Source organism: Streptomyces chattanoogensis, assembly GCF_001294335.1.
Lineage (GTDB): Bacteria > Actinomycetota > Actinomycetes > Streptomycetales > Streptomycetaceae > Streptomyces > Streptomyces chattanoogensis.
Genome location: NZ_LGKG01000159.1, coordinates 31,463 through 52,715, shown reverse-complemented (window position 1 = coordinate 52,715; position 21,253 = coordinate 31,463). Strand labels below are relative to the sequence as shown.

The following is a 21,253-nucleotide window of genomic DNA, read 5'->3' as shown; positions in this document are numbered from 1 at the left end:
ACGTTTGGCCTGGTCGTCGATCGGGACGCTGGTCCGTCGGTCGGGACGTCGGCCTGGTCATCGGCCGGGTCCGTGGGGGCGTCCGGCATCGGCCGCGGGCGCTGTCAGTGGGGCCCGGCATCTTGACTCCTCCCCCTCGTAAACGAGGGGGATTCCTAGCTCACGTCGCCTGCCCCCAGCGGAGGTGCAGGTCTTACACGATCAGCACTAGCCGGGTTGAAGACCAGCCCGGACCAGCATCACGCGGGCGGAGTTCTTGTCGCGGGGCGACACGAACCCGCACGCGGTGCAGGTATACGTCCTTTCGGAAAGGGGAAGTGCGTGCTTGGCTCTCGCTCCGCACTGCGCACAGTCCATCGTGGTGTGCGCGGGGTGGACCAGGTGCACGGTCCGGCCGTGCTTCCTGGCCATCTCGACAAGCGCCGCCTTGGTCGCGCCGATCGCGGCGTCGGCGGCCTTCCTCGCCATGGTCGACTTCGCGAGGAACTTCGGCTTGAAGTCCTCCACGGCCAAAGCGTCGTGGTCACGGACCACGCGCTTGGCCCACTTTCGGCCGGCGTCGGTCCGCTGGGCCGCAACCTTGCGGTGCAGCTTCGCAGTCTGGCGCTTCGCTTCGCGGTAGCCCTTCGATCCGGCCTGGCCCTTCGCCGGACGGCGCCGGGCCATCATCCGCTGGTACTTCGCGAGTTTCTGCGCCGCCGCCTTGCCGTGCCGGGGGTGGGCAAGGTCGTGGGCGTCGCTGGTGGTGGTCGCGGTCTCCTTCACGCCCCAGTCGATACCGATCACACGGCCGGTCGCGGGAAGCTCTTCGGTCACGGTGGACACGACGAACGACGCCCACCAGTGCCCGACCGCATCGCGGTACACGCGCACGCTGGACGGGGGCTTGGGCAGTTCCCGCGACCACACCGGGCGCATGACGATCCCGCCCGCGAGGTGCAGATGGCCGTCTTTGAGGCGGAAGCCACGCCGGGTGTATTCGAGGGTGGGCAGCGCCTCGCGCTTCTTCTTGAACTTCGGCAACCCGGCACGCTGCCGCATCGGCAACCGGGCCTTGATGTCCCCCAGCGCCTTCGCACGGGACTTGCCGAAGTCGCGTATCAACTGCTGCTGAGGAACACAGGCGCCCTCCCGCAGCCACGGGGTACGGGCGCGGGCCTCCGTCAGCATCGCCGCAAGCTGCACCGGCCCACACGTGGCCTTCTCGCCGGTCGCCCGGTTGTGCTCATGGACAGCCTTGGACTTGGCGACGCACTCATTCCAAACCCAGCGCAACCGGTCCCACTCCGCCTCAAGAGCCGTGCGGGCCGTGGACGACACGCGCAGACGGTAGGTGTACCGGCAATGACCGGTCACCTCCGTGGTCGCTTCTGTCGTCATGCATCCGAACCTACCTGGGGGGACTGACAGTTGAGACCGAATGCTCTGTACGGTGTCCCTCACCAGCGGTTTTGGTGTACGCCGATCCACCCTGTCGTCGAATCGGCTTTCCCTGCCCCGCTTCCGCGGGAGCTTCGCTTCCTCCCCCGGCTGAAGCCGGGGGTATCCACGAAGGAGACCTGATGAAGGCATGCGCGCTGCCCGGCTGATCAAGATGGTGTTGCTGCTCCAGTCGCGGCCGTCGATGACGGCCGGCGAGCTGGCGCGCGAGCTGGAGGTCTCCGAGCGCACGGTCGCCCGGGACGTCCTCTCGCTCTCCGAGGCCGGTGTGCCCGTCTACGCCGACCGCGGGCGGGCCGGCGGCTACCGCCTGGTCGGCGGCTACCGCACCCGCCTCACCGGCCTGGGCCGCAGCGAGGCGGAGGCGCTCTTCCTGTCCGGAGTGCCCTGCGCACTGCGCGAGATGGGCCTCGCCGACGCCGCCTCCGCCGCCCGCCTCAAGGTCTCCGCCGCCCTGCTGCCCGAGCTGCGGGACGCCGCGTCGGGCGCCGCCCAGCGCTTCCATCTCGACGCCCCCGGCTGGTATCAGGAGCCCGAGACCCCCGCCCTGCTGCCCGCCGTCGCCGACGCGGTCTGGGACGACCGCCGGCTGACCGTCCGCTACGCCCGCAAGGACACCGAGGTGCGGCGGGAGCTGGAGCCGTACGGGCTCGTGCTGAAGGCGGGGGTCTGGTATCTGGCGGCGCGCGTGGACGGAAGCTGCCGGGTCTACCGGGTGGACCGCTTCGTCGCCGCCGAAGCCGGTGCGGAACGCTTCCGCCGGGACGAGGAGTTCGACCTCCCCGCGTTCTGGGCCGAGCGGGCGGCGGAGTTCGCCCGCTCGCTCCTGCGCGAGGAGGTGGTGCTCCGGCTCTCCTCGCGCGGTGTGCTCCAGCTGCCGTACGTCACCGAGCGCGCGGCCGCCCGGGAGGCGATAGCCGGGGCCGAGGCGGCGGGCGGGCCCGATGAGGACGGGCTGCTGACCGTCACCCTGGCCGTGGAGTCCGCCGACGTCGCCTACTCCCAGCTGCTCGCGCTCGGCCCGGAGGGCGAGGTGCTGGCGCCCGCCGGGCTGCGCGAGCGGTTCGCGGCGGCCGCCCGCCGGACCGCCGCGCTGTACGGGTAGCCCCGGCCGCCGGGTCTACCGGTAGTCCGCCGCCGTGGCGTCCTTCCCGCCGAACACCACCTCTTCGAAGTAGCCGAAAGCGTCGGGCCGGGATCCGTCCGCGTCCGTGAAGCCGTACTCCTTCGCCAGCCGGCCGCTGGAGAGCGACTGCCCGCTCCAGCGCGCCTTGTCCGGGTCGGCGGCCAGCTCCCGTACGCCCCGGGCGACCAGCGCGGGCGACTCGGCGATGGCGAAGTGCGGCTCCTTGGCCACCGCGTCGCGCCACTTCTCCTCCGTCACCCCGAAGTGGTCCAGCATCTCCTCGGACCGCAGGAAGCCCGGGGTGAGCGAGACCGCCGTGCCGCCGTACTCCTTCAGTTCGCCGGCCAGTCCGAAGGCGATCCGGTGCGGGACGTTCTTGGTGATGTCGAAGCAGAGGCTGTCGCGGTAGGTGCGGTTGAACTCCACGGTGCCGTCGGTCATCTCGACCACCAGCCCGCCGGGCCGCCGGATCAGCAGCGGCAGCGCGAAGTGGCTGGTGATGATGTGGGTGTCGATGCCGAGCCGGAACATCCGCAGCCCGCCGGCCAGGTCCAGGTCCCACACCTTGGTGTCGAACTGGATCAGATGGTCGCCGCCCCAGACGCTGTTGACCAGGATGTCCAGCCGCCCCTGTTCCCGGTCGATGCGCTCGGTCAGGGCTTTGACCTGTGCCGGCTCCAGATGGTCCGTCGGTACGGCGATCCCGGTGCCTCCCGCTGCGGTCACCAGCTCCGCGGTCTGCTCGATGGTCTCCGTGGGCCGGCCGACCTCGCTGACCCGGTCCCTGGTCGTCCGCCCGGTGACATAGACCAGCGCACCGGCCCGGCCCAGCTCCACGGCCATCGCCCGCCCGGCGCCCCGCGTCGCCCCGGCGACCAGCGCCACCTTGCCGGTCAGGTCCCCCGTCGCGGGCCGTTCGCCCGGTCCCGTGTGTCCCGTCATCCGCCACTCCTCGTCCTCGGGCGCCCGTCGCACCCCTCGGTGCCACGCCGCCGTGCCGCTGCGTACCTCGCGACCCTGACAGCGAATCCCGACACCTTCTGTCAGGAATCCCGGGCGGCCTCACATCACCTTCCGCCCACCAGGAAAATCCGCCCACCAGGGAAAAGGGGATGGCCATGTGGGCGCTGGGGATGACCTTCATGATGCTGCCGGCCTTCGGAATCGTCTGCCTCACCTGCTCCGCGGCCTGCCGGGCACAGCGCAACCGGGCCGTCAAGATCCTCGGCCATGCGCTCCCGGTGCCGGGGCCGGCGGGCGTCCTGACACCCGTCGCCATGATGCTGTGGCTGTTCTGGTAGCGGGCGCACCGCTCACGACCCCACCGCCCGCACCCTCGCCCCGTCCGCCAGCCGCCCCGACACCTCGGCCGGTGCACCCGGCGGCGCCGGTACGGCGAGCGTGGGCGCCGTGCCCCCGGCCCGTACTCCGCCCGTGACGTCGATCCCGCCGACGCCCGGGCTGCCCGCCGCGAGCACGTACCCCTTCCCCGACTTCGCCTGCCAGTGGATCCGGCCGACCACCGGTCGCCCGAAACGGCTGCAGGCGGCGGTGTTGAGGGCCCGTCCGGTGATCCGCCCGGGGTCCGCCGGGTGTGCGGCGGGTGGCTGGAACTGCACGGTGACCCGGCCGGGGCCGCTCCAGGTGTCGGCGCGGGTGCAGAGCCAGGTGGCGCTGCCGCCGTTCTCCGGGAGGCGCTGCCCGGCGTACGCCCAGTTGTTGACGGACCGTACGCCGGCGCCGCGCAGCGACCGCAGGGAGCAGGCGGTGCGGGCCCAGCTCCGCAGCGCGGGGGCGTCGGTCACCTCGCCGGGCCCGCCGGCGCCGGGCACCGCGGGCAGCTGGGTGAGATGGACGGGGGCGAGATCGTTGAGGTCCGTCACCAGGAAGGCAGGGTGGTCGGCGATCCGCGCCGAGGTGTGCAGCCGGGCCACCGGCCAGCTCCCGCAGCCGCCGCTGCCCCCGGGCGGCGTCGGGATGCGGTCGGTGACCCCGTCCGGGGCGAGATGCAGTCCGCGCTCGGGGGCGTCCGGTACCAGCAGGTCCCGGGTGGTGACGGCCGACACCCAGGGCGCGATCAGATAGCGCATCCAGCCGTTGCCGCGGCCGATCACCAGCGCGCCCGCCGTCGTCAGGTCCGCGTCGTCGACCCGTGCGAAGTGCAGCGTGGGGGTGGTGTCCTCCGGTTCGGCGTAGCGCACCAGGCGGTCGCCGTCGTGGAAGACGGCCACCATGACGTTGTCGATCAGGCCCGCGTAGAGCAGCCGGGGCGGCTGGTCCGGCGGCCTGGTGGAGGTCCCGGCGGAGGCGGTGATCCGTGTGCCGTCGGGCGGCGCCGCCCAGACCCGTAGCGCCCGGCCCAGCAGCTCCCGGTCGCCGGCCTGCCGGCCGCGCGGCGGCCAGGCGGTGAAGTCCACCCGGGAGGTGTCGGCCCACTGGTCGTTGGGGGTACGCAGCAGCCGGGCCGGGTCCAGCGCCTGCTGCGCGACGGTCTCGTGCCGCGGCCGGGCGCCGTCGCCGCCCGCCAGTGCGGCCACCGCGGCGCCGGCCGCCACGACGGCCGCGAGGGCCACCGCCACCCGCCTCCGCTGGCGGCGGCGCAGCAGGTCGGTCGGCCGGGTCTGCACCGTGCAGGGGTCGAACTCCCCCGAGTTCAGCAGCGCCGCGGCGCCCGCCCCGACGGCCCGGTCCAGCTGCCCGGCCGCCCGCTGCGCCGCGCCCGGGTCCTCGGCCCCGGCCGCCGCCAGGACGGCGCGCGCCGACTCCCGGTCGAGCCCCTCCAGATGCCACAGCCCGACGGCGGCCCGTACGGGGGCGGGCACGGCGGACAGCGCCCGGTCCAGGGCGAGTTCATCGACGCCGCCGGCCCGGGGGAAGAGCCGCAGCCCCCAGACGAAGGGCACGGCGGGCAGCGGCCGGACGGGCCGGCGCTCGTACGACAGCGCCAGCCGCAGGGTGCGCAGCCGTACCAGGTCGTAGCCGGATGCGGTCTCCGGGCCGCGCTGGGCCGGCAGGGCGCCGCCGCCCCGGCCGCGCCCGACGGCCCGGGGCAGCGCCCGCTGGACCAGGCCGTGCGCGGCGAGGACCCGCCGGTGCCGGCCCATCGACGGCGGCAGGACGAGGTAGCCGAGGCGCACCAGCCGCGGATAGTGCTCGACGAGGGCCGCCTCCGCCCGCTCGACTTCGGCCCGAGTTCTTTCGTCCATGGGCATGGCCTGAAACAGCCCTTCGCGTATGGGGGGAAATGCCGCAGAATCACTCGTTGCACGCCTTCCAACGAGTGATTCTTGGGACGGTCACTGGACCAGGCGGCCCACCGCGGATCACCGGTCCGGATGAGTGCACCGCGCGCCGTGTCCGCATCCGGGGGACTCCGCGTGCGCGGCGCGGCGGCAGGGCCGATGCTGGAGCGGTGATGGAAGAGACGGAGTTCTGGGAGCTGGTCGACGCCTCCCGCGAGGCCGCCGAGGGCGACCCCGAGGAGCAGGCGGACGCCCTGGTCGAGCGGCTGATGGGCCTGGACCCGGACACCGTCACGGACTTCGCCCGCCACTTCGAGTCCCGGTACAACCGGGCGTACACCTGGGACCTGTGGGCCGCGGCCGCGGTGATGCTGGACGGCGCCAGCGACGACGTCTTCGACTACTTCCGCTGCTGGCTGATCGGACAGGGCCGGGAGGTCTTCGAGGGCGCGCTGCACGACCCGGACCACCTCGCCGAGCTCGTCGCGGACTTCGACGAGGAGGTCGACGGCGACGCGGAGGAGCTGGGCTACGCGGCCGACGAGGCGTACGAGCGGATGACCGGCACGGTGATGCCCGACCTCGGCCTGCCCGCGCCGCCCCGCGAACCGCTCGGCACCTACCTCGACTTCGACGACGACGACACCCTGGCCGGGCGCTTCCCCCGGCTCTGGGACCGTTTCCGGGCGTAGGTGCCACGCCCCGGGGAGCCACACCCCACCCCCGGGTGCCGCCCGTGCGTCACCCCGGCGGGCAGTATGACCCCATGCGGATCGCGATCACCGGCTCGACCGGTCTCATCGGCAGCGCACTCGTGCGCTCCCTCCGGGCGGACGGACACGACGTCGTCCGGCTCGTCCGGCGCCCGCCCTCGGCCCCCGACGAAGTGCGCTGGGACCCCCGGAGCCAGGAGGTCGACACGGCGGGCCTGGCGGGCTGTACGGCCGTGGTCCACCTGGCGGGCGCGGGCGTCGGCGACCACCGCTGGACGGCGTCGTACAAGCGCGAGATCCGCGACAGCCGGGTCCTGGGCACCCGGGCCGTCGCCACCGCCCTCGCCGCGATGGACACCCCGCCCCGGGTCTTCGTCTGCGGCAGCGCGATCGGCTACTACGGCGACACCGGCGACCGGCGTACGGACGAGACGGCATCGGCCGGTACGGGCTTCCTCCCGGACGTCTGCGTCGACTGGGAGGCCGCCGCCAGGCCCGCCCAGGACGCGGGTATCCGCACGGTCTTCGCGCGCACCGGCCTGGTGGTGGCCCGCTCGGGCGGCGCCTGGGGCCGGCTCTTCCCGGTCTTCCGCCTGGGGCTCGGCGGCCGGCTGGGCGACGGCAGCCAGTACTGGAGCTTCATCTCCCTCCACGACCACATCGCCGCACTCCGCCATCTCATCGACACCGACGACCTCACCGGCCCCGTCAACCTCACCGCCCCGGAGCCCGTCACCAACCGCGAGGCGACCGCGGTCATGGGCAAGTACCTCGGCCGCCCCACCCTCTTCACGGTCCCCGCGCCCGTTCTCCGCATCGCCCTGGGCGAGTTCGCCGACGACGTCCTGTCCAGTCAGCGCATCATCCCCCAACGCCTCCTGGACTCCGGCTTCACCTTCGCCCACCCCCGCATCATGGACGCCGTACGAGCCGCGTAACCACATCCCACCCAACTCCCCACTCAGGGGTGGCCCCGCACCCACCACCACACACCCCGCGGCCAACCCCGAAACCGACCCCGCTCCCGCCGAAGGCGGGCCCGGAACAACCGACGAAAAACGGCGCCGCACCCGGCAACGTGGGATGCGGCGCCACGGGCGCAACGACGCGCCCCTGGACGCCCCCTGTCGCCCACCCCCGCCCCCTCCCTACGGTCCTTGGACAGACCACCGGATAACACCCCCCGGGAGGGCACGTGGCATCGACCGTGGACGTCGTCATAGTGGGAGCCGGTCCGGCCGGACTCGCCGCCGCCCGCCATCTCACCGACGCCGGAGTGTCGGTCACCGTGCTGGAGGCCGCGCCGGACATCGGCGGCCGGGCCGCCACGGACGAACTCGACGGCTTCCGGCTGGACCGCAGCGGCCGCCCGCTGGCGGTCTCCATCGCCGAGCTGCGCCGCACCCCCGGCCTCGGCGCGCTGGCGCTGCGGCCGTTCGCCCCCGGTCTGTGTCTCCACAACGGCCAGCGGGCGCAGCGGATCAGCTCGCCCCGGAGCACAAGGGGCGCACTGTGCGCGGCGCGCGCCCTCTCACGCGCCGACCGCCGCGCCGACCGCCGTTCGGACCGCAACGGGGACCGCACGGCCCGCCCGGCGCCCGCCGACCGCCCGGCAGTTGACGTCCTGGCGGCCCTCACCGGCCGCCCCGGCTTCCCGCCCCGCCCCCAGGACGCCTTCCTGCGCCCGCTGCTCGCCGCGCTGACCTGCGACCCCCGGCTGCGCGGCTCCAGCCGCGCAGCCGCCCGGGTACTGCGCGACTTCGCCGAGGGCCGGCTGTGTCTGCCGGCCGGCGGCGCGAGCGCCGTCCCCGCACTCCTCGCCGCCGGGCTGCCCCGGGGCACGGTCCGAACGTCCGTCCGCGCGACCGCCGTCTCGACCAACACGGTCCTGACCGCCGGACACGAACGGCTGCGCTGCCGCGCCGTCCTGGTGGCCACCGGGGCGCGCGAGGCGGCCGGACTGCTGCCGGGGCTGCGGGTGCCCGCCTTCCACCCGATGACCGTGCTGCACCACACCACGGGCACCGCCCCCGGCCCGCGCAACGGCCTCGCGCCGTCCCGCGACACGGCGCTGATCCTGCCGACCGAGGGCCCGGTGGCGCACACCTACGCCGCCGGGGCCATCGACCCGTCCCGTACACCGCCCGGCCATTCGCTGATCACCACGACCGTGCTCGGCGCCGCCGCCGCGCTGCCCCCGTCCGTCCTGGACAAGACCGTCCGGCCGCAGCTGGAGAAGCTCCACGGCGCGGCGACCGACGACTGGCGGCTGCTGAGCGTCCATCACGACCCGTACGCGGTACCGGCCATGCCCGCGCCGTACGATCCGCAGCGGCCGGTGCGGGTGCTGGCGGGGCTGTATGTGTGCGGCGACCACCGGGACACCGGCACGCTCCAGGGGGCGCTGCACTCGGGCCGCCGGGCCGCCCGCGCCCTCCTGCGGGACTTCGGCCTGCCGGCCCTCGTCGAACCGCGCACGCTGTACCCGGTGGCCTGAACCGCCTCCGGGGACGCGGGCGCTCACCCCAGGGCCGCGACCCGGTCCCGGTATCCGCGCACCGCCGCCGCGTCCCGGTACGGCTCGAGGCGGCGCTCGAAGTCCCGGACGTACTCATGGGCGCGTACGGACCGCATCTCGGACGCCTGCAGCGCCGCCTCCGCGCCCAGCGTGCAGGCCTGCTCGAGCTCGCCCAGGCCCAGCCGGGCAGTCGCCAGCACCACCCGGCAGAAGAGCCGGCTGCGGGCGAAACCGGCCGCCCGCAGCTGGAGCGAGCGCTCGGCGTGCTGGGAGGCCGCGCGGTACTGCTGGAGGTCGCGGTGGCAGTGCGCCAGCTCGTCGGCCAGCTGGGCCTCGTCGAAGAACCGCGCCCAGTACGGGGTCTCGTCCCCGGGCCGGGCGGCCTCCAGCGCCCGCTCCGCGCGGGCCAGGGCCGAGGTGCACGCCCGGACCTCGCCCATCAGGCCGTGCCCGCGCGCCTCCGCGGAGTGCAGCAGGGCCTGCACGGCGGGCGGCGCACCGCTGCCGACCCCCTGCTGGGCGACCCGCGCCAGCTGGACGGCCTCCCTGCCGTGCCCCAGGTAGACGGCCTGCCGGCTCATCGTCACCAGGACGTAGGAGCCGTACGCCCGGTCGCCGGCCGCCTGGGCCAGCCGCAGCGCCTGCACGAAGTACCGCTGCGCCAGACCGTGCGCGGCGATGTCGTACGAGGTCCAGCCGGCCAGCCGGGTCAGATCGGCGGCGGCCGCGAAGAGGCGGCGGCCGGTGGCCTCGCCGTAGGTGCCGCGCAGCATCGGCTCGAGCTCGTGCTCCAGGTAGCGCACCAGGGCCTGGCGGGCGTGGCCGCCGCCGTAGGCGTGGTCCAGGGCCCGGAACAGCTCGCCGACCGACCGCAGCGCCGCGATGTCACCGGAGGTGACCCGGGCGCCCGGGGTGCGGTCGACGCGGTCGGTGCGGCGCTGGCGGGGCACCGAGGTGCGGCCGCCCTGGGCGGGCACCCGGCCGCCCTCCTGGGAGGGGTCGCCGCGGGCGACGCGTTCGTCGGCGCGGCCGATCAGCCAGTCCCGGCTGGGCACCACGAGCCCGGCCGGGGTGAAGGCGATCTTGCGCAGCTCGGCATGGCTGCCGGAGTCCTTGCGCCACAGGCCGCTGACGATGTCCACCGCCTCGGCGGGCCCGGCGGCGAATTCGAGCCCGGCGTACACCGGCGCGCAGGCGTCCAGGCCCAGGTCCTGGGCCGAGAGCCGGCGCCCCAGCCGCCGGGTGAACACCTCGGCGATCAGCGCGGGGGTGGTGCCCCTGGGCTGCTGGCCGCGCAGCCAGCGCGTCACCGAGGTCTTGTCGTAGCGCAGGTCGAGGCCGTGCTCGATGCCGAGCTGATCCACCCGTCTGGCCAGTCCTGCATTGGAGAACCCCGCCTCCGCGATGAGCGCGGCGAGCTGGCGGTTGGGCGTGTGGTGCGGGGGTCGTTCCGTCATCAGCTTTACCGGTCTCCTGCCTTCCGGGCCTGGCCGCCGGGCTCGGCTCACCCTGACCGGCACGCGCTCCTTCGCCCTTGTGGGACGGCGTGAATGTAACGGCCTTCGGCGCCGTTCTGACGGCCTGTGCCCCGCGTTCATCCGATCGTGTGAGCAGGGCACCGGCGGCCGTGCCGGGCGCCCGGAACCGGCCGCCTGCGGCGGGCGGGCGGCGCGGTCGTACAGTGGCATGGGCGCGATGTGGCTCTCCTGGTGCGACACCGAGCAGCGGGAGACGAAAGTGCGAAGAGGAGCTGCCGTGACTGCGATCTCTCGGGGGGAGACCCCCGCACCCGAGGGGCTGCGCTTTGTGCATCTGGGCTTCGGTGCGGACGCCGTGGACTACGAGACCGCGTGGCAGGAGCAGCGCAGGGTGCACGCCGCCCGGTTCGCCGACGAGGCCCCGGACACCTGTCTGCTGCTGGAGCATCCGCCCGTGTACACCGCGGGCCGCCGGACGACCGACGACGAGCGTCCGCTGGACGGCACCCCGGTCATCGATGTGGACCGCGGCGGCAAGATCACCTGGCACGGCCCCGGCCAGCTGGTCGGCTACCCCATCCAGAAGCTGCCGCGCCCGGTCGACGTCGTCGCCCATGTCCGCCGCCTCGAGGAGGCGCTGATCCGGGTCTGTGCCGAGTTCGGCGTGGCGAGCAGCCGGGTCGAGGGGCGCAGCGGCGTCTGGGTGCTGGGAGACGCCATGGGCGCAGCGGAGCAGCGGGCGGCCCTGGGCGGCCTGGATCTGGACTTCGACCCGCGGGTGGCGGACGAGCTGTTCGACCCGCGGCTGAACGGCCCCGAGTACGCCCCCTCCAACGCCGGCCAGCGCCGCGAGGACCGCAAGCTCGCCGCGATCGGCATCCGCGTCGCCAAGGGCGTCACGATGCACGGTTTCGCGCTGAACGTGAACCCGGACAACACCTCGTTCGACAAGATCGTGCCGTGCGGCATCCGTGACGCCGGTGTCGCCTCGCTCGCGGGCGAGCTGGGCCGCGACGTCACCATCGCCGAGGTGGTGCCCGTCGTGGAGAAGCATCTGCGCGACGTCCTGGAGGGCGCCGAGCTCCTGCCCCGCGCGGTGTGACCGCACGGCTGCCCCGGGCAGCCGGTCCGCCGCCGGGAATGCACCCCCGTCCCAGGGGGTTGGCACATGCGCGTAAATACGTGCGAATTTTCGGGCGTACCCTTGTGGACGCCAAAGCAACGAAGTCGTAGGGAGCCGGACGTGTCCGCTGTCGCACCCGACGGACGCAAGATGCTGCGCCTGGAGGTCCGGAACAGCCAGACCCCCATCGAGCGCAAGCCCGAGTGGATCAAGACCCGGGCGAAAATGGGTCCCGAGTACAACCATCTGCAGGGCCTGGTCAAGAGCGAGGGCCTGCACACGGTCTGCCAGGAGGCGGGCTGTCCCAACATCTTCGAATGCTGGGAGGACCGCGAGGCGACGTTCCTCATCGGCGGTGAGCAGTGCACGCGCCGCTGCGACTTCTGCCAGATCGACACCGGCAAGCCCAAGGAGCTGGACCGCGACGAGCCCCGCCGGGTTGCCGAGTCCGTCCAGACCATGGGCCTGAAGTACGCCACGATCACCGGCGTCGCGCGCGACGACCTCGAGGACGGCGGCGCCTGGCTCTACGCCGAGACGGTGCGGCAGATCCACGCCGCCATGCCGGACACCGGCGTCGAGCTGCTGATCCCCGACTTCAACGCGGTCCCCGAGCAGCTGGCCGAGGTCTTCTCCTCCCGCCCGGAGGTGCTGGCCCACAACGTCGAGACCGTTCCGCGGATCTTCAAGCGCATCCGCCCCGCCTTCCGCTACGAGCGGTCGCTGGAGGTCATCACCAAGGCCCGCGAGGCCGGCCTGGTCACCAAGTCCAACCTGATCCTGGGCATGGGCGAGGAGCGCGAGGAGATCAGCCAGGCGCTGCAGGACCTGTACGACGCGGGCTGCGAGCTGATCACGATCACGCAGTACCTGCGCCCCTCCGTGCGGCATCACCCCATCGAGCGGTGGGTCAAGCCCCAGGAGTTCGTGGAGCTCAAGGAGGAGGCCGAGGAGATCGGCTACGCGGGTGTCATGTCCGGCCCGCTGGTCCGCTCCTCCTACCGCGCCGGCCGCCTTTACCAGCAGGCCATAGAGCGGCGCGAGGTCGAGGCGTCCAGTCAGGCGGTTTGAGCCGCCCGGCGCGCCGACATGTGAATCGTGGCACATGCTGTGAGGACGCGGCCCGCACTCCCCAAGGCTGGGGACTGCGGGCCGCGTCAACGTTTCATAGGTGTTTGACCAGCAGGTCATCCGTTGGTAACACCGTTCCGTGACGATGGATGCACACACTGCTCCCGCAGCCATCGCTCCTCCGACCTCCCCGAGGGAGTCCATCACCATGCAGGCCGCGCCGCTTCGCGCCCCGTCCCGTCCTCTCCCCTCCGTGACCGGCGCGCTGCGCGCGGTCGAAGCCGTTCTGCTGCGCGGCGGCCAGCGCACCGCCCGCCGCAACGCGTGGACATCGGTCCTGGAGGACCGCCGCCGCGCCAAGGACCGGCGCGAGGCCCAGTACGTACTGGAGGCCGCGGCGACCGGCCATCCGCAGGCCACGTAAACTTCGCTGTATGGCGAGGAACTCTGACGGCGCTGCCGGCGCTGAGAACCCCGGGCGGCTGAAGCAGATCGCCCTGACCTACAAGATGACCCGTCGGGTCGACTCCAAGGTCGGTCTGGTCGTCGCTGGCGTGGGCATCGTCGTATTCGGCGTTCTCCTTGCCATCGGCTTCATGATCGGCCATCCCGTCTACGCGGGCATTCTGGGCTTCGTCCTGGCCTTCCTCGCGATGGCGATCGTCTTCGGACGGCGCGCCGAGCGTGCTGCCTTCGGGCAGATGGAGGGCCAGCCGGGGGCTGCGGCGGCCGTGCTGGACAACGTCGGCCGCGGCTGGACGACCACCCCCGCGGTGGCCATGAACCGCAGCCAGGACGTGGTGCACCGCGCCGTCGGCAAGGCCGGCATCGTCCTGGTGGGCGAGGGCAACCCGAACCGTCTGCGCGGGCTCCTGGCCGCCGAGAAGAAGCGGATGGCCCGCACCGTCGCGGACGCCCCCGTGCACGACATCATCGTCGGCGACGGCGAGGGCCAGGTGCCCCTCAAGAAGCTGCGCACCACCCTCCTGAAGCTCCCCCGCGTCCTGCCCGGCGCCCAGGTGACGGCCGTCAACGACCGGCTGCGCGCACTCGGCGACCTGATGAGCAACATGCCGGTGCCCAAGGGCCCGATGCCGAAGGGCATGCGGATGCCGAAGGGCAACGGCAAGGGGCGCTGAACCCGACCCGACCCGATCCGTCAGAACGCCCCGGAGCCGTCGGCTCCGGGGCGTTCTTCGTCGGTCGGGGGGCGTTCCGTGCCGGTCCGCGTCAGCGGATGCGGGCCGTTGTATACGAGGCCGGTCAGGGGCGGGTACGGGGCGTACGCGGCGGCGGCCCGTACGGCCCGGCGCTCAGATCCGGACCTGCACCGAACGGGCGAGCCGGTCGTGCAGCCCGCGCCCGTCGCGGTCCCAGATCACGGCCGGGATGACCAGCATGAGGAGCAGGGTCCGCAGCACCACCCGCGGCAGCGAGATGCGCCCGCCGCCCTCCGCGACCACCCGCAGGCCCAGCAGCCGCTTGCCCGGTGTGAAGCCGACCGTGCCGACCGTCAGCAGGCTGAGCACCCCGAAGACCACCAGCGCCCAGTTGCTCGTCGCCTGTGCCTTGCCGCCGCTGAGCAGCCCGTACGCGATGAGCATGCACAGCGCCCAGTCGATGAAGATCGCGGCGAGCCGGCGCCCGAACCGCGCGATCGAGCCCGGCCCCTGCTCCGGCAGCCCGAGCCGCTCGCCGCGGTATCCGAAGTCGACGCCCATGTCCTCGGCCGTCGCGCGGGGCCCGGAGATCCACGATCCGATTGCTTGCCTGTTGTCCACCCGTCCACGGTACTGCGAGCGCATACGTTCCCTTCCGGAGGGCCGGTACAGGGCGGACGGGCGGCCTTCGCAACAGGCGCACGGGGGCCACCCGCCATTGCCTCTCTTTGGCGCACACTAGGGGACAAAAGGGACCGCGCGGCGGTTAACCTCGGCGAAACAAATGGGTCATGCTTGGGAAATCCCGCCTGCCTATGGTCGGGCGAGCGCGCCACCGCACATGGACGCGCTCCGAGTAGCAACCCCGGCAACCCCGTGTCCGCCGACCGGTGACCGGGCTAGGAGGAGTTGGATGTTCCAGAACGCCGACGAGGCCAAGAAGTTCATCGCGGACGAGGACGTCAAGTTCATCGACGTCCGGTTCTGCGACCTGCCCGGTGTGATGCAGCACTTCACGATCCCGGCAAAGGCCTTCGACCCGGCCGAGGAGCTCGCCTTCGACGGCTCCTCGATCCGCGGCTTCCAGGCCATCCACGAGTCGGACATGGCTCTGCGCGCCGACCTCTCCACCGCCCGGGTGGACCCGTTCCGCCGCGACAAGACCGTCAACATCAACTTCTTCATCCACGACCCGATCACGGGTGAGCAGTACAGCCGCGACCCGCGCAACATCGCCAAGAAGGCCGAGGCCTACCTCGCCTCCACCGGCATCGCGGACACCGCGTACTTCGGCCCCGAGGCCGAGTTCTACGTCTTCGACTCCGTGCGCTTCAACACGACGTCGAACGAGGGCTTCTACCACATCGACTCCGAGGCCGGCGCCTGGAACACCGGCGCGGTCGAGGACAACCGCGGCTACAAGGTCCGCTACAAGGGCGGCTACTTCCCGGCCCCGCCGGTCGACCACTTCGCCGACCTGCGCGCCGAGATCTCCCTGGAGCTGGAGGCGTCCGGCCTCCAGGTCGAGCGCCAGCACCACGAGGTCGGCACGGCCGGCCAGGCGGAGATCAACTACAAGTTCAACACCCTCCTCGCCGCCGCCGACGACCTGATGCTCTTCAAGTACATCGTGAAGAACGTCGCCTGGCGCAACGGCAAGACCGCCACCTTCATGCCCAAGCCGATCTTCGGCGACAACGGCTCCGGCATGCACGTCCACCAGTCGCTGTGGCAGGCCGGCGCGCCCCTCTTCTACGACGAGCAGGGCTACGCGGGCCTCTCGGACACCGCCCGCTACTACATCGGCGGCATCCTCAAGCACGCTCCGTCGCTGCTGGCCTTCACCAACCCGACGGTGAACTCCTACCACCGCCTGGTCCCCGGCTTCGAGGCCCCGGTCAACCTGGTCTACTCCCAGCGCAACCGCTCCGCAGCCATGCGCATCCCGATCACCGGCTCGAACCCGAAGGCCAAGCGCGTCGAGTTCCGCGCCCCGGACCCGTCCTCGAACCCCTACCTCGCCTTCTCCGCCCTCCTCCTCGCGGGCCTCGACGGCGTGAAGAACAAGATCGAGCCCGCCGAGCCGATCGACAAGGACCTCTACGAGCTCGCCCCCGAGGAGCACGCGAGCGTCCCCCAGGTCCCCACCTCCCTCCCTGCCGTCCTCGACGCCCTCGAGGCCGACAACGAGTACCTCCAGCAGGGCGGTGTCTTCACCTCCGACCTGATCGAGACCTGGATCGACTACAAGCGCACCAACGAAATCGCCCCGATCCAGCTGCGGCCGCACCCGCACGAGTTCGAGCTGTACTTCGACATTTAAGAAGCGGGGTCGGGTGACCTGGGCCTAGGCTCCGGAAACCTGCTGTGAGCTGGGAAAACGCTGCTCAGTGGTTCCCATTGTTCCCGGCTGGTTTCCAGGGGCTTGTGCACCGGGTGTGCACCGCCCGGCCAATTCTCTGACTTGATGTCAGCCACGACAGCGAAGGTCGCTACCCCGTATGTGGGTAGCGACCTTCGCTGATTCGGCAGCTTGCCCCTGAGGGAGCGCAACAGCATGCCCCAACCTGATCTCGGTATGGGGCTACAGGTCGGCCGCGTCCAGGGCATGGTGGAACATAATGAGTTCGTGGTCAGTGCTCACTGATCGCGCGAGTGGCGTTGCGGGTCTCGGAACTGGGACCCTAGGGGGAATCAGCCGAAGGGGGAGCGACGCGGAACCATGGGTGGAGTCTTCGCCGGCCGATACGAGCTGGTCGATCCGATCGGACGCGGCGGCGTCGGTATCGTCTGGCGAGCCTGGGACCATCAACAGCGCCGCTACGTGGCCGCCAAGATCCTTCAGCAGAGCGATGCAGGCACCCTGCCGCGTTTCGTCCGTGAGCAGGGGCTGCGAATCGATCACCCCAATGTGCTCGCGCCGATTAATTGGGCCGTCGACAACGACAGAGTCCTAATCATCATGGACCTCGTCGCCGGCGGCTCGCTCGCCTACCTGATCGCCGACTACGGCCCGCTTCCGCCGCGGTTCGTGTGTACGCTGCTGGACCAGCTGCTGGCGGGATTGACCGCGGTGCACGCGGAGGGGGTAGTGCACCGCGACATCAAGCCGGCGAACCTCCTTCTGGAGGCCACCGGCACCGGCCGACCGCATCTGCGGCTGTCGGACTTCGGCATCGCGATTCGCAAGGGCGAGCGGCTGCTCAGCGAGGGCAACTATGTGGTGGGTACGCCTGGTTACTTCGCTCCGGAGCAGATGTTCGGCGCCGAACCGGACTTCCCCGCGGACCTCTTCGCAGTCGGCCTGGTGGCGATCCACCTGCTGACAGGGACCAAGCCGGACCCCGAGGCGCTCATCGGGCACTTCGAGAACGGCATCCCCGACGCGCCCGAGGGCGTGCCGGAGCAGCTGTGGCAGGTGTTAGCTTCCCTGGTGCACCCAACCCCGGAATCCCGGTTCAAGACGGCTGCCGGGGCACGAAAGTTGCTCCTGGCGGCAGTCGAGATGCTGCCGGACGCGACGATCGAGGAAGAGGTCGTCGAGGTCTTCGACCACATCGGTCCGCTGCCGGCCAGATACGGGCCGGACGGTCCGCTCAGGAGCGCCTCGGGATCGGACGCGGGCCGCACGGACACGACATCGGCATCGGCTTCCCCCGGCTCGAGCGCCATGCCGGATGATGAAACGGCAGCCATGGCCGAGACGGCAGTGGAGACACTCGAGCACACTCTGGCGCGGCTCTTCGTGCGACTGGGCTCCCCTCCCGAGCCCACCGAGCTTGACTACACACCAGCTGGAACCGGCGACGGAGGCGCGCAACAGTGAACGTGGAAGACAGCAACGCTCTTCCTGGCCCGAATAGCGACCCGGTCGTTTCCGCAGGGATCGAAATCGCAATGAAATGGGGAGCGGCGCTGGGCGGACCGGAGCAGCTCAAGGTCGCCTTGGAAGCACTGGAACCCCAGCTCAAGAGGGAGCATCAAATCCGGCTCAGGCAACTGGAGTTACAACGGGAGTCCACCCAACGGGCGGCGGCAGCTGCCACAAGAGCCGCAGAGCGGAAAAACCGCGAGATCCGCGAACGGCGCCAACACGCCTTCCAAATGACGAGCCTGTACGCAGGAGCAGTCGTCAGTGTGGCGATGCTTGGCGCCGGTGTATACATCGCCAAAGAGGTGTGGTGGCTGGCCACGCTGCTCTGCGGGCCAAGCCTGATCGCGCTGGCGAAGATCTTCGTGCTACGGCGAAGCGACACCGCCGACATGAAAGCTGTGGCCCGTAGCGCTCGGACTGCCACGAACGCCGCTGCCCAGGCACAGCCCCCAAGTCCACCCGTGCCTTGAGCGCTTGCGTCCCAGAGCGGCGCACTGGCAGCCACGCTCGGACGAACCAGGCTGGTGGGAATCAGCCCACTGAACGGGGCTGATTCCAGTAAGGACGCTGAAACGCGTGGTCGATGGCTGATGAGGACTGGTTACCCCCAGCCGTCGAGGGACACCTGGGGCCCTCCGATAAGGTACCGGTGCAGCGCGCTGGCGGTGGTGTCCACGAACTCTTCGGGGATGGCGTCGGTGTTGACCCATCGGACCTGGGCGTGTTTGCGTGGCTCACGATTTTCGGGTTCGCCGATCCATTCCTGGGTGGCGAAGACGACGGTGAGGAAGCCATTGGGAGCTTCGACGCCCCAGGCACCGTGGATGATGTGGGCGACCTTCAGGGACTCCGGCTTAACCGTGAGGCCGGTCTCTTCGTAGAGCTCACGGACGGCGGTTTCGGTGATGGGTTCGCCGGGTTCGCTCTTTCCGACTGGAAGGTCCCACATGCCCTGGGCAAACTTGGCCCGATCGCTGCGCTGGAGCAGGACAACGCGGTTTGTGGCCTTGTCGTGGACGATGACGGCGGCGACCAGCAGCGTCATGGATTCGAGCGCGGGCTTGAGGGCTTTGGGCTGGTCGTCGGTTGTCGGCTGAGCCACAGTGGTCCCTTCGTCGGCCGGGTTGGTGGGCATGTTAGGCGAGCGCCTCGCGTGCGCGGCGGGCGAGTTCGGCGGCTCCGGGTACTTTTCGCCGCTGGTAGATGGCAAGGGTCGATCTCAGTGAAGTGATGGCCTTACGGGTGCGGTCCGAGGTCATGCCCTCCATGAGGGCCAGAGCCTGGGACCAGGCGGCGACCGCCTCGTCGGCGCGGGCCTGGGCGGCAAGGCTGTCGCCGAGGTCGGCGTAGGTGAGGGCGTGGACCCGCTTGTACTTTTCGGGGTCCCAGCGGACGAGGGCGTCGCGGTGCTGCTGTTCGGTGCCGACGTGGTCAGCGAGGTCGGTAAGTGTGCGGGCGGTGTGGCTTGCGACGGTCCCGGCTGCTGGGCCGCTGACGCGGGAGTAGCTGGGCTGGGGTGCATCGTCGCGGAGCAGGGCGTCTTCAGCGGCGAGGAGGGCACGGGCTGCGGCGGGCTTCTCGCCGACGGAGGCGTAGGCACGGGCGTGGGTGATGTGGAGGAGGGCTTCGGTCTGGCCGTCGATGTGGCCGAGACCACGGGCGAGAGCGCCTTCGACGAGGTCGACGCAGTGGTGGGGCTGTTTGAGGCTGAGGGCCTGGTGGGCGAGGGCTCGCATCATCCAAGCGGCGTGGCCATGCGGGTCAGCTTCGTAGGCGAGCTGATATCCGACCTGGTAGTAGCGCTGGGCAGCGCCTTCCTGGCCGAGGTCGTGGTGCTTCCAGCCTGCCAGGTAGGCAAGTTCGGCGACCGCGCCGAAGGCAGCGCGGCGTAAGGCTTCGCTGGGGAATCGCCCGCGGAGCATGGGTGCGGCGGTGTCGGCGAGGTAGGCAGTGACGGTAGTCAGGCCATGGCCTCCGCCGAGGCGTTCGTCGGCGGCGCTGAAGGCTACGGTGACCTGCCGTACGACGTCCACGTCTTCCACGCCGGCCATGACCATGCCAGTGCGGGTACGGAGCATACGAGCAGTGGCCTCGTGGTCGTATGCGAGCGGCATGGCAACGCCGGCGGTGGTGAAAGCAGCCACCGCGAGGAAGCGGCGGCGTTCGACGTCGGCGCGGCCCAGGTCGGTGGCGGCGAGAACGGGGTCCGGCTCGTCCGTCGCCTCTGTTTGCGGCGCCCGCAGGCCGATTTCGATCTGGGTGATCGTGCGGCCCGCTCGACGGGAGAGTGCCTCGGCGAGGTACTGGCCGGTGCGGCCGGTGGGCTGGCGGGTGCCATTCACCCAGTGGGAGACGGCCGACTTGTTGGTCTGAAGGATCTCGCCGTTCTCCGCGGCGACTCGACGGACATCTTTCGCCAGCGCCTCATACGTGCAGCTGGTCGCATCGATGGTCTCGCGCAGACGGGAGTTGGGTTCTCTCTGCGCTGCCACGACCGCCTCCGATCCGGGGCTGTAAACCGCGTATACCGCTCCAACTGCCTCTCACCGTACCCACTGCGCGTGACGAGGGGTTCACTGAACACCAGCCGACCGGAACGGCGCGACCGTAACCCAGGCTTCCCCCTTGGTTCGGGCGGTTTCCCGAAGTTCCGTACGCCTACACCGAGTTCGGGCATGCGTATGCCTGATCCGGCCGAACAGAGACGGAGACACGGTGACCACCATCGAAACCACGGCCATCACGGTCGAGCTCCCCGAGGCGTTCGACACGCGCTGGAGCCGCCTGCCCGGCATCCAGGTCGACGGCCGGCGCATCACCATCGACCCGGCTGAGTACTTCTTCCGCTTCGAGTCGCACACCTGGCTCGTCGCCGACTGGGAGCTGGTCAAGTCCCAGCTCATGGAAGTGCAGGAGACGGCTGAGAGCGCGGTCGAACAGCTCGCGCTGGACTTCATCAAGGCCCACGGTGAGTCCACCTCCGACGCGGCCCTGGTTCTGGCCACCGCGTACGAGGTGTACGCGTACCTGTTCCGCGACGAGCACCTCGCCGGCCTCGGCCTGTCACAGATCACCGCCGAACATCTGCGGATGCTGCGTGAGGCGGCCACGCTGATGGCACTGAACAAGGTCGAGCTGGACGGACACATCTCCAACGTCGGCCCCTGCTGGTTCTTCCCCGCCGCCACCTCGGTCGTCTTCGACCTGGACGAGGAGATGGGCGGGCTGCTCGACGAGGTCTACCACGGCGGCTGGTTCAACGAGCACCGCCGTATCGAGTCCATCAAGGCCCACACCGCCCTCGGTGGACGGCTCGTGCACGGCTGCCAGTCCGTGCCGGACCAGTCCGGCGGCGTCGTGGCGCCCTACGGTGCCTCGATGGCCACCTTCCGCGACGACCTCGCGGCCTTCAAGGCCGGATGGATCGAGCAGGTCTACGCCCACCGCGTGACCGATCCCGCATAACCCCCGTACGACCAGGCTCTGGGGCGGGCCCGCTCTCGCACCC

Annotated in this window: 18 protein-coding genes and 2 pseudogenes; 13 read left to right on the top strand and 7 right to left on the bottom strand. The window is 71.2% G+C overall.

The window, feature by feature from the left end; translation table 11 throughout:
- Positions 1-155: 155 nt before the first annotated feature.
- A pseudogene (locus tag ADL29_RS28735) lies at positions 156-1,380 on the bottom strand (RNA-guided endonuclease InsQ/TnpB family protein).
- A gap of 190 nt (positions 1,381-1,570) precedes the next feature.
- Between ADL29_RS28735 and ADL29_RS28730 the strand changes: the two are divergent.
- Complete coding sequence (locus ADL29_RS28730; RefSeq protein ID WP_053926481.1) at positions 1,571-2,545, top strand: helix-turn-helix transcriptional regulator; 975 nt, start codon at positions 1,571-1,573, stop codon at positions 2,543-2,545.
- A 15-nt stretch (positions 2,546-2,560) separates the two neighbouring features.
- On the opposite strand, the gene ADL29_RS28725 is transcribed toward ADL29_RS28730, so the two are convergent.
- Positions 2,561-3,508, bottom strand: coding sequence for an SDR family oxidoreductase (locus tag ADL29_RS28725; protein WP_053926480.1), 948 nt, complete (start codon positions 3,506-3,508; stop codon positions 2,561-2,563).
- 170 nt (positions 3,509-3,678) lie between these two features.
- On the opposite strand from ADL29_RS28725, the gene ADL29_RS28720 reads away from it, so the two are divergent.
- Complete coding sequence (locus ADL29_RS28720; RefSeq protein ID WP_053926479.1) at positions 3,679-3,867, top strand: hypothetical protein; 189 nt, start codon at positions 3,679-3,681, stop codon at positions 3,865-3,867.
- A gap of 12 nt (positions 3,868-3,879) precedes the next feature.
- Here ADL29_RS28720 and ADL29_RS28715 read toward each other — a convergent pair whose 3' ends face one another.
- Positions 3,880-5,772: a hypothetical protein gene (locus ADL29_RS28715; protein ID WP_078971361.1), complete on the bottom strand. Its 1,893-nt coding sequence runs from the start codon at positions 5,770-5,772 to the stop codon at positions 3,880-3,882.
- Positions 5,773-5,981: 209 nt separating this feature from the next.
- On the opposite strand from ADL29_RS28715, the gene ADL29_RS28710 reads away from it, so the two are divergent.
- The 3 genes from ADL29_RS28710 to ADL29_RS28700 all read left to right on the top strand — a co-directional run bounded on the left by ADL29_RS28710 (position 5,982) and on the right by ADL29_RS28700 (position 9,018).
- Positions 5,982-6,500 (top strand): DUF4240 domain-containing protein, encoded by a 519-nt coding sequence (locus ADL29_RS28710; RefSeq protein ID WP_046928410.1) that lies wholly within the window; start codon positions 5,982-5,984, stop codon positions 6,498-6,500.
- A gap of 74 nt (positions 6,501-6,574) precedes the next feature.
- A complete protein-coding gene (locus tag ADL29_RS28705) occupies positions 6,575-7,459 on the top strand; it encodes a TIGR01777 family oxidoreductase (RefSeq protein ID WP_053926477.1) in 885 nt (294 codons plus the stop codon).
- Positions 7,460-7,716: 257 nt separating this feature from the next.
- Positions 7,717-9,018: an NAD(P)/FAD-dependent oxidoreductase gene (locus ADL29_RS28700; protein ID WP_053926476.1), complete on the top strand. Its 1,302-nt coding sequence runs from the start codon at positions 7,717-7,719 to the stop codon at positions 9,016-9,018.
- Positions 9,019-9,041: 23 nt separating this feature from the next.
- On the opposite strand, the gene ADL29_RS28695 is transcribed toward ADL29_RS28700, so the two are convergent.
- The gene (locus tag ADL29_RS28695) at positions 9,042-10,496 is read right to left on the bottom strand and encodes an NsdA family TPR-like regulatory protein (RefSeq protein WP_046928407.1); all 1,455 of its coding nucleotides are present in this window, start codon (positions 10,494-10,496) and stop codon (positions 9,042-9,044) included.
- Positions 10,497-10,845: 349 nt separating this feature from the next.
- On the opposite strand from ADL29_RS28695, the gene lipB reads away from it, so the two are divergent.
- The 4 genes from lipB to ADL29_RS28675 all read left to right on the top strand — a co-directional run bounded on the left by lipB (position 10,846) and on the right by ADL29_RS28675 (position 13,850).
- Positions 10,846-11,619, top strand: coding sequence for a lipoyl(octanoyl) transferase LipB (gene lipB, locus ADL29_RS28690; RefSeq protein WP_425424291.1), 774 nt, complete (start codon positions 10,846-10,848; stop codon positions 11,617-11,619).
- Positions 11,620-11,760: 141 nt separating this feature from the next.
- Positions 11,761-12,711, top strand: coding sequence for a lipoyl synthase (gene lipA / locus ADL29_RS28685; RefSeq protein WP_046928405.1), 951 nt, complete (start codon positions 11,761-11,763; stop codon positions 12,709-12,711).
- A gap of 208 nt (positions 12,712-12,919) precedes the next feature.
- On the top strand, positions 12,920-13,135 hold the full coding sequence (locus tag ADL29_RS28680; RefSeq protein WP_053926474.1) for an SCO2195 family GlnR-regulated protein: 216 nt from the start codon (positions 12,920-12,922) through the stop codon (positions 13,133-13,135).
- 10 nt (positions 13,136-13,145) lie between these two features.
- Positions 13,146-13,850: a DUF4191 domain-containing protein gene (locus ADL29_RS28675; RefSeq protein WP_053926473.1), complete on the top strand. Its 705-nt coding sequence runs from the start codon at positions 13,146-13,148 to the stop codon at positions 13,848-13,850.
- Positions 13,851-14,024: 174 nt separating this feature from the next.
- Here the strand turns inward: ADL29_RS28675 and ADL29_RS28670 are convergent, their stop codons facing one another.
- A complete protein-coding gene (locus ADL29_RS28670) occupies positions 14,025-14,492 on the bottom strand; it encodes an RDD family protein (protein ID WP_211274407.1) in 468 nt (155 codons plus the stop codon).
- 292 nt (positions 14,493-14,784) lie between these two features.
- Between ADL29_RS28670 and glnA the strand changes: the two genes are divergently transcribed.
- The 3 genes and pseudogenes from glnA to ADL29_RS41810 all read left to right on the top strand — a co-directional run bounded on the left by glnA (position 14,785) and on the right by ADL29_RS41810 (position 18,215).
- The gene (glnA, locus tag ADL29_RS28665) at positions 14,785-16,194 is read left to right on the top strand and encodes a type I glutamate--ammonia ligase (RefSeq protein WP_046928402.1); all 1,410 of its coding nucleotides are present in this window, start codon (positions 14,785-14,787) and stop codon (positions 16,192-16,194) included.
- A gap of 399 nt (positions 16,195-16,593) precedes the next feature.
- Positions 16,594-17,473 (top strand): annotated as a pseudogene (locus ADL29_RS28660) (serine/threonine-protein kinase); the annotation flags it as partial.
- 220 nt (positions 17,474-17,693) lie between these two features.
- Positions 17,694-18,215: a hypothetical protein gene (locus tag ADL29_RS41810; RefSeq protein WP_078971360.1), complete on the top strand. Its 522-nt coding sequence runs from the start codon at positions 17,694-17,696 to the stop codon at positions 18,213-18,215.
- 131 nt (positions 18,216-18,346) lie between these two features.
- On the opposite strand, the gene ADL29_RS28655 is transcribed toward ADL29_RS41810, so the two are convergent.
- Positions 18,347-18,880, bottom strand: coding sequence for an NUDIX domain-containing protein (locus tag ADL29_RS28655; protein ID WP_053926472.1), 534 nt, complete (start codon positions 18,878-18,880; stop codon positions 18,347-18,349).
- A 1-nt stretch (position 18,881) separates the two neighbouring features.
- Positions 18,882-20,237: an NsdA family TPR-like regulatory protein gene (locus ADL29_RS28650; protein WP_053926471.1), complete on the bottom strand. Its 1,356-nt coding sequence runs from the start codon at positions 20,235-20,237 to the stop codon at positions 18,882-18,884.
- Positions 20,238-20,460: 223 nt separating this feature from the next.
- Between ADL29_RS28650 and ADL29_RS28645 the strand changes: the two genes are divergently transcribed.
- Complete coding sequence (locus ADL29_RS28645; protein WP_053926470.1) at positions 20,461-21,210, top strand: hypothetical protein; 750 nt, start codon at positions 20,461-20,463, stop codon at positions 21,208-21,210.
- The last annotated feature ends 43 nt before the right edge of the window (positions 21,211-21,253 follow it).

What these genes read in the sequence shown, in the direction of transcription:
- ADL29_RS28715 (WP_078971361.1), bottom strand. Translation starts at nt 5,772, where the DNA reads ATGGACGAAAGAACTCGGGCCGAAGTCGAGCGGGCGGAGGCGGCCCTC.
- ADL29_RS28655 (WP_053926472.1), bottom strand. Translation starts at nt 18,880, where the DNA reads ATGCCCACCAACCCGGCCGACGAAGGGACCACTGTGGCTCAGCCGACA.
- ADL29_RS28730 (WP_053926481.1), top strand. Translation starts at nt 1,571, where the DNA reads ATGCGCGCTGCCCGGCTGATCAAGATGGTGTTGCTGCTCCAGTCGCGG.
- glnA (WP_046928402.1), top strand. Translation starts at nt 14,785, where the DNA reads ATGTTCCAGAACGCCGACGAGGCCAAGAAGTTCATCGCGGACGAGGAC.
- ADL29_RS28680 (WP_053926474.1), top strand. Translation starts at nt 12,920, where the DNA reads ATGCAGGCCGCGCCGCTTCGCGCCCCGTCCCGTCCTCTCCCCTCCGTG.
- ADL29_RS28725 (WP_053926480.1), bottom strand. Translation starts at nt 3,508, where the DNA reads ATGACGGGACACACGGGACCGGGCGAACGGCCCGCGACGGGGGACCTG.
- ADL29_RS28710 (WP_046928410.1), top strand. Translation starts at nt 5,982, where the DNA reads ATGGAAGAGACGGAGTTCTGGGAGCTGGTCGACGCCTCCCGCGAGGCC.
- ADL29_RS28720 (WP_053926479.1), top strand. Translation starts at nt 3,679, where the DNA reads ATGGCCATGTGGGCGCTGGGGATGACCTTCATGATGCTGCCGGCCTTC.
- ADL29_RS28675 (WP_053926473.1), top strand. Translation starts at nt 13,146, where the DNA reads ATGGCGAGGAACTCTGACGGCGCTGCCGGCGCTGAGAACCCCGGGCGG.
- ADL29_RS28695 (WP_046928407.1), bottom strand. Translation starts at nt 10,496, where the DNA reads ATGACGGAACGACCCCCGCACCACACGCCCAACCGCCAGCTCGCCGCG.
- ADL29_RS28705 (WP_053926477.1), top strand. Translation starts at nt 6,575, where the DNA reads ATGCGGATCGCGATCACCGGCTCGACCGGTCTCATCGGCAGCGCACTC.